This is a genomic window from Cyclobacterium sp. 10D3-21 (genome assembly GCF_055809755.1).
Genome location: NZ_CM147924.1, coordinates 5,359,905 through 5,372,131 on the forward strand (window position 1 = coordinate 5,359,905; position 12,227 = coordinate 5,372,131).

Annotated in this window: 7 protein-coding genes; all 7 read right to left on the reverse strand. The window is 37.8% G+C overall.

Going from position 1 to position 12,227, the window contains the following annotated elements; all coding sequences use genetic code 11:
• Positions 1–3: 3 nt before the first annotated feature.
• Positions 4–1,413 (reverse strand): anthranilate synthase component I family protein, encoded by a 1,410-nt coding sequence (locus AC0L7T_RS20680; protein ID WP_473338072.1) that lies wholly within the window; start codon positions 1,411–1,413, stop codon positions 4–6.
• Between the two features lie 1,325 nt (positions 1,414–2,738).
• A complete protein-coding gene (locus tag AC0L7T_RS20685; protein ID WP_473338073.1) occupies positions 2,739–4,676 on the reverse strand; it encodes a polysaccharide biosynthesis protein in 1,938 nt (645 codons plus the stop codon).
• A gap of 913 nt (positions 4,677–5,589) precedes the next feature.
• Complete coding sequence (locus AC0L7T_RS20690; protein ID WP_473343387.1) at positions 5,590–7,515, reverse strand: polysaccharide biosynthesis protein; 1,926 nt, start codon at positions 7,513–7,515, stop codon at positions 5,590–5,592.
• Between the two features lie 1,114 nt (positions 7,516–8,629).
• A complete protein-coding gene (locus AC0L7T_RS20695; RefSeq protein WP_473338075.1) occupies positions 8,630–9,208 on the reverse strand; it encodes an acetyltransferase in 579 nt (192 codons plus the stop codon).
• A gap of 18 nt (positions 9,209–9,226) precedes the next feature.
• Positions 9,227–9,823: a sugar transferase gene (locus AC0L7T_RS20700; protein ID WP_473338077.1), complete on the reverse strand. Its 597-nt coding sequence runs from the start codon at positions 9,821–9,823 to the stop codon at positions 9,227–9,229.
• Positions 9,824–9,833: 10 nt separating this feature from the next.
• Positions 9,834–11,000: an aminotransferase class I/II-fold pyridoxal phosphate-dependent enzyme gene (locus AC0L7T_RS20705; RefSeq protein WP_473338079.1), complete on the reverse strand. Its 1,167-nt coding sequence runs from the start codon at positions 10,998–11,000 to the stop codon at positions 9,834–9,836.
• A 206-nt stretch (positions 11,001–11,206) separates the two neighbouring features.
• Positions 11,207–12,163 (reverse strand): MraY family glycosyltransferase, encoded by a 957-nt coding sequence (locus AC0L7T_RS20710; protein WP_473338080.1) that lies wholly within the window; start codon positions 12,161–12,163, stop codon positions 11,207–11,209.
• Positions 12,164–12,227 lie beyond the last annotated feature (64 nt).

Sequence of the window (12,227 nt, forward strand, 5' to 3'; positions counted from 1 at the left end):
AATTTAAATTGTCTCTGCGGATTTTAATGCAACCCGCAAGGCCTCCAGTTTATTGCTAACTTCCTGAAGCTCACTTTCTATAGAGGACTTTGCCACCACGCCTGCTCCTGCCTGAAATCTCAGTTGGTTATTTTCAGACACAAATGACCGAATCAAAATGGCATGATTAAAATCTCCGTTAAACCCTAGGAAACCAATGGCTCCACCATAAAATTTTCTAGCGCTATTTTCCAGTTCATCTATAAGTTCCATCGCCCTGTATTTGGGTGCTCCGGACAAAGTTCCTGCTGGAAAGGTATCGGCAACTAGTTGTAAAGGATTTGTCCCTTTTGCTAACTCTCCAGTTACCTTTGAAACCAGGTGAATGACATGTGAATAGTACTGAATCTCTTTGAAAACTTCCACATTAACCTTTTCTGAGGACCTGCTTAGGTCATTCCTGGCCAGATCTACCAGCATGACATGTTCAGAATTTTCTTTGGGATCGTCAAACAGTTTTACCGCCAATTCAGCATCTGACTTGTCATTTCCTGTTCGCTTGAAAGTACCTGCAATAGGATAAATGGTGGCTTTTCTTCCCTTAACCACAATCTGTGCCTCCGGACTGCTTCCAAATATTTTATAGGAACCGTAATCAAAATAAAACAAATAGGGTGAGGGATTTATGGAGCGCAATGCACGATATACATTGAATTCATCTCCTTTGAATCCTGTGGAAAAAGAACGGGACAAAACAATTTGAAAAACATCTCCTCTGAAACAGTGTTCCCTTCCTTTTGCTAAGATATCAAGAAACTCACCATCTGTATAGTTGGAACTTTCCTCTCCATCCAGACTAAAAGAATAGCTCGGTATATTTTTGTTGTTGAGGATCACTTCAATTTTTGGGATCCCTGAAAGCTTTTCTTCTTCTCCTTCCAGGTAGTGTTCAAAAATATACAGTTCGTTTTTAAAGTGATCCACTACAATCATGTTTTTATAAACAGCATAGTGAATCAAAGGGGTTGACGAAGGCTGTGGGTTATTGATAGTGATGTCTTCAAAATAACTGACTCCATCGTATTGGATGTACCCAAATAGGCCATTGGTAATAAATTTGAAATCAAGCTTTTCTTCCTGAAAGGTATTGCCAAACTGCTTTATCTCATCCATGATATTGTCTTTCTTGTCAAACTTCTTCACAGAAGAGGGCTGCCCGGGGAAAGACTGGTGAATTTCATCATTAATTAATGAAAAAGTAGCCATGGGCTCACAGCAGATATAAGAATAACTGTTCTCATTCCCGTGATAATCAGAACTTTCTAACAATATCGTATTGTTGTACCTGTCACGAATCTGAAGATAAACACTCACCGGTGTGATGGTGTCTGCCAATAGTTTTTTATACCGGGTTTTGATTCTTATTTTATTCATTTTTTGGGTATTTAAAATAAAAAAAAGGCTTGCCGGGAGTCCAGCAAGCCTAAGTATATCTGATTGATCAAAATTTGGCAATAGTTAGCTGTTTCCCCTTTAAAAGAAGTAAGTAAGCCACCACCAATTTTGATTTTCTTTTTTCATAACGATCACCAAATATAGAAAAGGGTGTTCATTTTAAAAAGGTATTTTAATTTAATTTTCAATTGGCTCGTTAAAATCCCCCTAGCCCCTTATTAAGGAAAGAAATAAGGGGGATTTGCAGAAATGGGTATTTTATGCTGGTTGGGAATTATTTCATCGGGCTGAGAAAGCTAGTAGGTAGACCGTATACGCTAAATCAAACGTACCAAAATCCCCCTTTAAAGGGGGACAAAGGGGGATTTTGTACGTAAACATTCTAAAAATTTCATTTGCATCATATTTTTCATTCCCGTCGAAATCCCCCTACCCCCTTGTCAAGGGGGATTTGCAGAAATGGGTATTTTATGCTGGTTGGTAATTATTTCATCGGGCTGATAAAGCTAGTAGGTAGATCGTATCCGTTAATTCCAACGTACCAAATTCCCCCTTTAAAGGGGGAAAAAGGGGGATTTATTACGTAAACTGTAAATCTATTTCAGTTTTTAAACCTTAAACTATAAACCTTTTTTTTAGGTCAAGTTAATTAATATCAATTCCGTAAAAATTGTCGTCCCCGTCGAAATCCCCCCTTGCCCCCTTGTCAAGGGGGATTTGCGGAAATGGGAATTTTATGCTGGTTGGGAATTATTTCATCGGGCTGAGAAAGCTAGTAGGTAGACCGTATACGCTAATCCTAACGTACCAAAATCCCCCTTTAAAGGGGGAAAAAGGGGGATTTTGTACGTAAACATTCTAAAAATTTCATTTGCATCATATTTTTCATTCCCGTTGAAATCCCCCTACCCCCTTGTCAAGGGGGATTTGCGGAAATGGGTATTTTATGCTGGTTGGGAATTATTTCATTGGGCTGAGAAAGCTAGTAGGTAGACCGTATACGCTAATCCTAACGTACCAAAATCCCCCTTTAAAGGGGGACAAAGGGGGATTTTGTACGTAAACATTCTAAAAATTTCATTTGCATCATATTTTTCATTCCCGTCGAAATCCCCCTACCCCCTTGTCAAGGGGGAGTTGCGGAAATGGGTATATTTTGCTGGTTGGTAATTATTTCATCGGGCTGAGAAAGCTAGTAGGTAGACCGTATACGCTAATCCTAACCTACCAAAATCCCCCTTTAAAGGGGGAAAAAGGGGGATTTTGTACGTCAATATTCTAAAAATTTCATTTGCACTCTCGGTTTAAGGTTTTACCTCATGAGCAATGCCCTTCTGGTCTATTGCTTCGAATCTTGATTTGTGACTTAAGAATTCCGGAACCAATTTCTTCATTTGACCTACCAAGGTCATCTCGCCTTCATTGCCTTCCATGTCCAGCAATAATGCAACTTCAAGGTTTACTTCTTGATAAACCCCAGGCCTTACCTGTGCAATTTGAATTTTAGGGTGATGGGTTTCTAAGGATTTTTCCTGGTCATTTAAAACTTCCTCATATAATTTTTCACCTGGCCTCAAGCCTGTAATCCGGATCATAATGTCCACATCAGGTTTCTTGCCGCTAAGGTGAATCATTTTTCTTGCCAAGTCTATAATTTTCACTGGCTCACCCATATCGAAGACAAAAATCTCTCCACCATTTCCCATCACACCAGCTTCCAAAACAAGGTCGCAGGCTTCTGGAATGGTCATGAAATAACGGGTAACCTGTGCGTCGGTGACGGTAAGTGGTCCGCCCTTTTTAATTTGTTCTTTAAACAATGGGATTACTGATCCATTAGAACCCAAAACATTTCCAAATCGAGTCGTTATAAAACGCGTACCACCATTGGCCGATTCTCTAAGTTTCTTGTCAAGGCTTTGGATGTACATTTCAGCAATTCGCTTGGAAGCGCCCATCACATTCGTAGGATTTACGGCTTTATCGGTACTCACCAAAACAAATTTCTCCACGCCATATTTCACAGCTAAATCAGCAACAGTCTTGGTTCCGAGAACATTACATCTTACTGCCTGTGCAGGATACCTTTCCATCATCGGGACATGCTTGTAGGCAGCTGCGTGAAATATCACTTCCGGACGATACGTTTTCATCAAATGATCAAGGGTATCTTCATCTGTCACATCAGCCAAAACCGTTTGCATGGCCAAATCCCCAAATTCACTTTCAAGACGAATCTCTTGATCGTGTAAAGGAGACTCTGCTTTATCCAGCATGATCAGAAAACCTGGATTGGCACGGGCTACTTGCTTGCAAATCTCACTTCCTATAGATCCTGCCGCTCCTGTTACCAGTATGGTCTTACCGCTTAGATAGCTTGTTACATTTTTATTTTTTAACATGATGGCATCCCGGCTAAGCAAATCTTCAATATTTACTTCCCGAAGGCTTCCTTGTTTAGCACCACCATCTACCCACTCATTAACAGGAGTAATGGTAAGGGCATGAATATTAAGTGTAATACACCTATCAATAATTTCCCTTTTCCTAGCTGGAGAAAGTTCCAGAACAGATATTATCAACTCTTTAACTCCCTTTTCTTTCACCAGAGTATCCAACATTTCAAGTCCACCATGAACCCTCATGCCTTCAATTTTTTTCTTTCTTTTGGAAACGTCATCATCCAAAAACCCGTGTACATTAAATTTATAATGACTGTTCTTTAAAATGGCATTGTGGATAAGGATACCAGCCTCCCCAGCACCAAAGATTAAAACATCTTTTTCTGGCAAGTTAGGCTCCCCATTGTTCTTGATAAATCTAAAAACCTCCTTGACGAAGATCCGATAGACCATCAATAGGGACAAGGTAAGGACTGAGGCAATGACCAGAACTGATAAAGGGAGGAAGTGTTGTCCTGGTACTAAATAAACACTGTAGCCCATATCAAACAAAAATGCTATAATACCTGTGGCTGTTGTGGTACGCATTAGTAATAATCCATCGCTTAACGAAGTATGCCTGACTATTCCAACATAACTTTTGGTGAAAAACATGACCAAAAATCCTATCAATAAATAAGCAACGGAAGCTCTCCCTACGGGATAATCTGCCAATACTTCCCAGTCAAAATTTGCTCTTAACCAAAATGCTAAGATAACGCAATGAAACATAATAAAACCATCCAGAAAAGCTATAATCCATCTGGGAAGAATGTTGATTTTTTTGCTAAAGTTAATCATAAAAAAGGTTAGTTACAGATCCCACTACTAAGAGGACCCAAAAGGTGTTCTGGGGAATCAATTGTGTTAAAAATCACTTTATTGTTTATTTTCAAATTGTAAACTACAAAAAGTCGATACTTCTAAATTAGCCATAAAGAACTAATATTAAACCAATTAACATTGCCTAAATTAATTGAGGTTACTGATCTATCTTAACAATTATAATTTTAATCAAATGTTGTTCTGTAATCTATTTATTTTTTCAAAAAGAAAGTTTTAGATTTTATTCCCAAAAATGAGTTGAAAAACGGTCTCATTTTTTTGGATATTTTTAAAAATATTCATTACACAAAATTTAATTAATTTTTAGCTGTTTATAACGTCATCAAATATACTAAAATTACTTAAAAAGCACTATTGGGAGTTTTAACTGAATGCTGGCAATTCTTTATTTTTTATAATCGAAATAAACAGAATTTTCATTTGAATACCTATTTATCCCTTTCACACATTATTTATTGCACTTCTTAATGGATACAGTTGCAATAAAAAATCTTATTTTTATTAAAAAAAAATAGCTTACATGTATGAATTAATGTCCTAATACCCATTTTTTTTGTAAATGGTAACACCGATTTTTCAAAATGATGCTCATTCAAGGCTTGGTTATTGCGGTATAGCAATGGCATGTACCATCCAACCATTGTGGTTTATCTCCCCCGATATATTGAAGTTTAATGCCACTAAGCGAAGTTTAAAACTAGAACTAAAACGTGAGGCCACAAGGAGTGTAAAATAAATCAGACATGACGCCATGGCCGAAATAAACCCTTTGTTCTAAAGCCAAAAGACTTGTCTTACGATTTAAAAATAAACGGCTATCTGATCGCTAAAAGTGCTGTACTCTTGCTCTTAATCCAAAGGGAATAAATCAACCATCCTTCTGGTCTAAATCCTCATAGACTGAATTCTTGCTGAGGAACTCAGGGATTATTTGCTTCATTTTTTGGACAACGGCCACATTGTCATGGTGTTTGTTTATCACCAACAATTCACTGATGGCGACGTTGGCTTCGACATAAGGGTATTCAAGTACCTTTGCAATACTAATTTTGTGGTGGTGGGTAGGTTGGGTTAGTTCAGCAGCCGAAAGCAGCTCTTCATAAAGCTTTTCTCCAGGACGAAGACCAGAGTATACTATGTCTACATCCTTTCCTTCCTCGAGACCTGCCAATTGGATCATTTTCCTTGCAAGATCCACAATTTTGATAGGCTTGCCCATGTCAAATACGAAAATCTCACCACCTTTCCCCATGGTTCCCGCTTCTAAAACCAATTGAACCGCTTCTGGAATGGTCATAAAGTACCTTGTGATTTCGGGATGGGTCACCGTAATTGGTCCACCATTCTTTATCTGGGATCGAAACCTTGGTATCACTGAACCATTAGATCCCAATACATTTCCAAAACGCGTCGTTATAAATCGTGTTTTACATGTATCCAGGCCATTTAAAGATTGGGTATAGATTTCTGCCAATCGTTTGGAAGCGCCCATTACATTCGTTGGGTTTACCGCTTTATCTGTAGAAACCATCACAAATTTATCTACTTCAAAAAGGACAGAAAGATCAGCAATGTTTCTGGTGCCCCCTACATTCACAGATATGGCTTCAAATGGATTGTTTTCTATCATTGGTACATGCTTGTAAGCAGCAGCATGATAAACGATTTGAGGACGGCAAATATTGAAAAGTTTGTGCATCCTTTCATAATTACTGACATCTGCCAGGACCACTTCCATTTTGGCATCAGGGAATTCGTCCTCCATGGACAGTTGAATTTCATGCAATGGTGACTCCGCATGGTCACATAGAATTACCAAAGAAGGTTTGTAGGAAAGGACCTGGCGGACAATTTCTGAACCAATAGAACCTGCAGCACCGGTCACCAAAACCTTCTTGCCTTCAAGGTCACTTTTCACCTTTCTTTGGTCGATGACAATGGGCTTACGCTGTAAAAGATCTTCTATACGCAACTTTTTGATTTGCTTACTGGGTAGTTCGTTAGAAAGCCAATTTTTAGCAGGTGGTATGGTAAATACTTTTATACCAAGCCGGATACAACGTTCTATAACCACGCGTTTTTCCCGGCCATTAAGATTGTCGTTGGTGATTAATAATTCCTGAATATTTTTCTGTTTTTCAAGCCTCGAAAGTTCCTTTATATGATAAACCTTCTTCTGCTCCAGATAATTGTTAAGCATGCTTCTATCGGTACTGATAAAACCCTCTACCACATAATTGATGTCCGGATCATTTTTTAATGCCTGCTTTACCAGTACAGCATTTTGGTCTGATCCAAAAATCAGCACTTTATGAATAGACCTTTTGGACATTTTACTCATAAGTACCAGAAAAGTGGCTTTGGCCAAAAGTCTAAAAGCGATCAATAAAGTAGAAACAATAAAGAAATTAACCAGCAATACCAGCATCAGGAACCTGGAATTCAAAGAAATCCACCGCTGTCCCAGGCCATAATAAAAAATTATAAAAAGCAATGTAAAGCCTAATGCCGCAACAAAAATATGGAAAAGATCTGTGGAATTGGAATACCTGAGGAGTCCTGTATGCAATTTGGAGAAATAGATTACAGGAAGGGCTATAGCACAAAAGCAAGCCGTCACTAAAACGTATTGTACAAACTCCATTTGTTCAAATCCAAATCCCCCAATGATAAGGAATGCGAAAGTGAAGGAAATAAAAACAATAAAAATATCCACCGATAGGATTATCAAAGGGTGGATATGTCGGTCATTCTTTAAGAAATTTTTGAGTGGATTTAATTTTGAATTCAGCACTTTTTCCAAATCAATTAAAATTTAAACGAATTAATCAGTAATAAATATACCAAAAATACGAACTAAGTAAAAATAACATAAAAGCAGGCCAAACATCCTTTTATTAAACAATCATTAAAGCGAAAATACATTGACTTTAGAAATAATTTGGATAAAAGACATGGCTAAGCCACTTCCAATTCCAATATTCCTAGAAACCACGCCCGCTACCAACTGACTTTGTCCCTATCCCTTCAATAGGTGAATTGTCTTCATCATCTTACGCTGCCATGCATGCTATTTTAAGTCCTATTCTCCAAACCTGCATCTGTAAGGATAGCTTCAGAGGCTAGGGTCTATCAACCTCAAACAAACCAGCCGAATGCACAGGTGTCCGGAGTCATTTCAAATACCGGCAGAAAATCCATGGGCTTGCAAAAATACCTCCATTAAAGGCTTGTAATTTTCAATAAAAGGTTATCTATTCTCAGGGTTAATTGCTAAATAGAAACAAAGGCAATTCAAGAACTACACCTAATAATTCAATGAAATCTACCAGATATTAAGTGAAATTAATCGAACTTTAAATTATGTTTAACCTATAACCATTACCCCAAATATACGGTATTTACCTGAAGAGTTTTTCAATTTATGGAATGTAAATTCAATGATTTGAATTAAAAAAAAATGACCTTGAATAGCCTTAAACCCAAAATATACAATAACCCTTCTATTACCTGATGAAATCACTCCCCCTGAAAAAAACCAGGACAGGTTGAACAATGTCAGGAAACCCTATTCCAGGATTCCATCTAACTCCTTAAAGTCTTAGTGTAATCAATTTAAAATAAAGGCATCGTTCCTATTACACAGTCCTGTACAGGGCGTAATAATACAACTACGGGTGTAGCCCGTGGTTCAGTGAATGCACATTAAATGATTTTGGCAGTATTGTTGTTTTTTTTTTCTGCAACAATGCTGACAAAATCTCACTCCAAGTTTGCTAGCCTTCGTTACTTTGGCCAAGGTCTTCGAATCTGGGTTGAAATCTTTGGTAGTAGATCAAGCCAACGATTGTTCATTAAATTACGATGGCCTGGATAGAATTGGCAATTAAGAAAATGAAAAAACAGGATTAACTGTAACCTATCTGAGTGGCCCCATCTGCCAGATTTTTACTCACCACTGCTCCAGCAGCTATAGTGCACCATTTCCCAATTTTAACTCCCGGCAGCACTGTACTATTTGCTCCAACCAGGGTACCTTCCCCAATTTGTGCGCCACCACACAAAGTTGCCTGTGGGGCAATGTGCACAAAATCTCCAATAACACAATCATGGTCAATAGAGGAATTGGTATTCACGATTACCTGCTTGCCAATCCTAGCATTCACTTTTACTATGGCGCCTTCCATAACTACGGTTCCCTCATCTATAAAAGATCGCTTGCTAACCAATGCGGATTCATGAACAATTGTCCCAAAGTTTGTTCGCTCCTGAAATTTAAGAAACAATAGTTCTCTGCATTTGTTGTCTCCAATGGCGATAAACAAAGGTTGATCAAATACAAACGACTCAGGAACAGGCCCATTCACCTGATAGCCAAGTATTCTTTTTATTGCAGAATCATCATCAAAAACACCAGCTATTTTCACCCCCGGGTCCAAAATGTCAATTATAACTCTTGCTTGGCCTGATGCACCAAATATATACATGTGAAATTAGGATTAAGATTATAATTCTTGTCCGGTAAACTTTTCTATGCTGACATTATTTTGAAAACCAATATTCTCTCGCTTAAGAATAGGTTTGACCGTTAAAGCCATAATTTTAAGATCCAGGTAAAAACTTTTGTTTCTGACATACCAAACATCATACCTGAACTTTGTTTTCCAATCGATATTGTTTCTCCCTTTTACTTGAGCAAGACCTGTAATTCCAGGCAATACATTATGTCTGTTGTTTTGCTCCATTGAATATAAAGGCAAGTACTCAGGAAGCAAAGGCCGAGGACCTACAAGACTCATCTCACCCTTTAGCACATTGATTAATTGAGGCAACTCATCCAAGGAAGTTTTCCTTAAAACAGCGCCAATAGGGGTCAATCGGTATTCATCTGCCAATAGGGTACCATCTGCCTTACAACCGTCTGACATGGTTTTGAATTTAAGCAAGTTAAAAATTACTCCATTTTTCCCAGTTCTTGGTTGAATAAAAAATACCTGACCTCTATATGCAAAAAAAAGCAATATAGAAATGACCAATATTACCGGGATTAAAATGATTAGTAAGGCAAAGGAAACCATTAAATCAAAAAAATGCTTGCCCATGATTTCACAATTAAACTGTTTTTTCAGATTTCAAAATCACCTCTTTGTGCAATACATGAACTGCATCAATTACCCTATCCAGTTCCATTTCATTGAGGCCGGATCCGCTTGGCAAACAAATCCCATTCAAAAACAAGTTTTCGGCTATATTGCCTCCAGTGAATGGTGCCGCCTTATAAATTGGTTGCAAATGCATGGGCTTCCATAAAAACCTGGATTCTATTTCATCCTTTAAAAGAAATTCTCTCAAGTCGCTCGCCTTAAAGCCTGTTTTATCTGGCGAAATTACAATTGAGGTCAACCACCTATTAGAAAAATAACCTTCGGGTTCTTTCAAAAATTCAATGCCAGGTAGCCTCTCCAAATTTCTCTTGTAATAAGCATAAATATTTCTTCTTTTCTGGATTCTATCTTCCAACACTGACAATTGGGCCAAGCCAATGCCCGCAGAAGTATTGTTCATTTTATAATTAAAGCCCATCTCCATGTGCTCGAAATAAGGAAAGTCTAATTTTGCCTGCGTAGAAAGGTAGCGTGATCTTTTTTCCCAAAATCTATTATTGGTAAGCAAAGCACCACCCCCTCCGGTGGTAATAATTTTGTTCCCATTAAATGAATAGATTCCAAGATCACCAAAAGTTCCAGTAAATTTATCTCCTATTTTAGCCCCCAACGATTCTGCGGCATCCTCTACCAAAGGAATGTCATACAACTGGGCTACTTTTATCAATTCAGGCCACTTCGCTGGCATTCCAAAAAGATTGACAACGATGATGGCTTTGGGTTTTTTCCCTTTAGCAATACGCTCCTTTATGGTCAGTTCTAATTTCACAGGGCACATGTTCCAGGTACTTTCTTCGCTGTCCACAAAGACAGGTTTACCCCCTAAATACAAAATCGGATTGGTAGTAGCGATATAGGTGAAGGTTTGGCATATTACCTCATCGCCCACACCCACTCCCAATAGATGAAGAGAAAGATGGATAGAAGAAGTTCCTGAATTCAAGGCTACAGTATGCGAGGAATTGAACCGCTTTTCAATTGCCCTCTCAAATTGTCTGATAAAAACCCCATTGGTAGCAATTTTTCCTTGATCTAAAGCACGCTGTACAAACTCAATTTCATCACCTGTAAATTGAGGAGAAGACAAATAAATTTTCCCTTTTTCTTTAGCCATTTTTAAAAATTTGCTACCCGTATTTACACCTTGGTAGAAAACAAATCTAAGGCATTCACGAACAATACCCAAAGGTTTTTTTTTCAACTAAATAGACAAAAACATGCTTATATAAGCTGAAAAAATCTAATTACACTTTTGATTATTGAACTTACATTTTTCCTAATTTAAAATAGGATTTTGCAATATTTCATTAATTGGAAAAATTATGAGTGGTCAAAATTTATTTTCGCAGTTTGTGCATATCTACGTAAAAAGAAATAAAATGGGATTAATATGCCTACAAAAATTAATCCTGGTAACCAGTGAATTTCTTCCAATCCTATGCCGTATATCCAAATAATATTAATCAATAATTGAAGGACTGCATAGGAAAATGAAATGGATAAATGAGTAAAACCTTTCTCGTTTACCAGGTATTGGTACAGGTGTGTTCGGTGGGGCTTAAAAATGTTTTCCTTCTTAGAAAGCCTGATGAAAATAGTCATGCAAGCATCTACACCATAGAGGCTAAATAAAAACAAATAAAAAGGATTTTGGGTAATAAAAACCAACTTGATCATCAGGTATCCGAGGACCATTGCCATGCTTATACTGCCCACATCACCAGCAAAGGCCTTTGCCTTTTTGCGCACATTAAACCATGCAAAAATCAAGCAAGACATACCAACCAGAACGATCAGTTCTTGGTCTGAAGCCAAAGCAGGAAGTTGATAGAAGGTAAGCAAAGTTACCAGGGCATACAGAACTGTAATGCCATTGATTCCATCCATGAAATTGAACAAATTGGTCCAGCCTATCAATAAAAAAAACAAAACTGGAATCCAAAGGCCTAAAGATGTACCTTGACTGATATCATAGATCAATAGTCCTGTAGCCAATAAATGCACTGAAATCCTGGGCAGTTGATGCAATGGGCGAATATCATCCACCATACTCACAATACCTACCAACAAAACGCCCAGTGCCAATGGCCAGGTGGCTGCTCCAAGTATCCAGGCTAAAAATACAGCCAACACAAAAACGACTCCTCCCCCACGTATGGTAGGTTTGGTATGGGATGAACGTTCATTGGGTTTGTCAATAATGCTGAATTTTTTGGCTATAAAAAAATAAAGAAGTTGGGCAACTAAAAGCAATAGAAAAACAACGAAATAGTACATAAAAATTTGGTTTTAGAAGGGCAAATATAAGGAAACTTTAAAAAACAAAGCATTAGAAATACCG

What these genes read in the sequence shown, in the direction of transcription:
- AC0L7T_RS20700 (WP_473338077.1), bottom strand. Translation starts at nt 9,823, where the DNA reads ATGGGCAAGCATTTTTTTGATTTAATGGTTTCCTTTGCCTTACTAATC.
- AC0L7T_RS20710 (WP_473338080.1), bottom strand. Translation starts at nt 12,163, where the DNA reads ATGTACTATTTCGTTGTTTTTCTATTGCTTTTAGTTGCCCAACTTCTT.
- AC0L7T_RS20685 (WP_473338073.1), bottom strand. Translation starts at nt 4,676, where the DNA reads ATGATTAACTTTAGCAAAAAAATCAACATTCTTCCCAGATGGATTATA.
- AC0L7T_RS20695 (WP_473338075.1), bottom strand. Translation starts at nt 9,208, where the DNA reads ATGTATATATTTGGTGCATCAGGCCAAGCAAGAGTTATAATTGACATT.
- AC0L7T_RS20705 (WP_473338079.1), bottom strand. Translation starts at nt 11,000, where the DNA reads ATGGCTAAAGAAAAAGGGAAAATTTATTTGTCTTCTCCTCAATTTACA.
- AC0L7T_RS20680 (WP_473338072.1), bottom strand. Translation starts at nt 1,413, where the DNA reads ATGAATAAAATAAGAATCAAAACCCGGTATAAAAAACTATTGGCAGAC.